Genomic DNA, 1,301 nt, shown 5'->3' on the forward strand with positions numbered 1-1,301 from the left:
CTGATCGATGAGCGTGGTGCGCTGAGCTTCGGTGACCTGGACCAGCGGACGAATGCGTTGGCTAACGAGTGGCGCCGGCGCGGACTCGGCCCGGGTGCCAATGTGGCCATCCTGGCCGGTAACCATCGGGGCTTCCTGGAAGCGGTCTACGGCGCGGCTAAGTGCGGCGCCGGGGTGGTCCTGCTCAACACCGGCTTTGGCGGTGTGCAACTCGCCGCCATGGTGAGCCGCGAAGACATCGACCTACTGGTGTATGACGACGAGTACGGCCCGATCGTCGCTGACGTCCACCCCAGGCTGGGACGGGTTCGTGCTTGGGCGCACGCACCAGGTCCGGACACTCTCGATGCGCTGATCGATCATGGTGATACCGCCCCGCCGCCCAAATCCGGTGGTAGGCCCAAGATCGTCATTTCGACCAGCGGGACGACCGGCGTCCCAAAGGGTGCCGCGCGCTCGGAGCCGTACTCGCTGATACCGGTAGGGAGCCTGCTCGCCACGGTGCCGTTTCGCGGCCGAGAAGTCACCGAATGCTGTGTGCCGCTGTTTCATTCGCTGGGCTTCAGCCACGCGATGTTCGCGATGGTGCTGGGTTCGGCAATGGTGTTACGCCGCGAGTTCGATCCCGAACGGACCGTGGCGAGCCTGGCCGCACATCGGGCCACCGCCATGATCGTCGTGCCGATCATGCTGCGGCGCATCCTGGACCTGGGCCCGCGGGCACTGGTCGACCACGATTTGTCGGGACTGCGCATCGTGTTCGCCGGCGGGTCTCAGCTCGGGGCCGCGCTGGCGACCCACGCGGTCGAATCGTTGGGACCCGTTGTCTACAACATGTACGGAACCACGGAGGTCGCCTACGCCACCATCGCCACACCCGCTGATTTGGCCGTCCAGCCGGGATGCGTCGGGGGAGTCGTGCCTGGATCGGTGGTCAAAATCTTCACCGACGCCGAGCATGAGGCTGCCGTGGGGACGCCAGGTCGGATTTTCGTCGGCAACGTGCTGGCGTTCGAGGGATACACCGGCGGCGGCACCAAGGAATCGATTCAGGGGCTGATGGCCACCGGTGACGTCGGCCATTTCGACGGGGACGGCAGGTTGTTCATTGACGGCCGCGACGACGAGATGATCGTCTCCGGCGGAGAGAACGTCTACCCCGGCGAGGTCGAAGAGGCGCTCGCGCATCATCCGGGCATCGCCGAAGCCGCGGTCATCGGGGTTGCCGACGAGGAGTTCGGCCAGCGGCTACGCAGCTACATCGTGTTGCGCCCGGGTGCGTCGCTGACCGAGCACGACGT

At 66.1% G+C, this 1,301-nt stretch carries 1 protein-coding gene; it reads left to right on the top strand.

Annotated features, from left to right (window positions below):
* The coding region (locus tag ACZY0B_RS27500; RefSeq protein WP_463767379.1) for an AMP-binding protein at positions 1 to 1,301 on the top strand (1,301 nt) is incomplete at both ends.

This window comes from Mycobacterium sp. IDUB_19, from assembly GCF_055419445.1.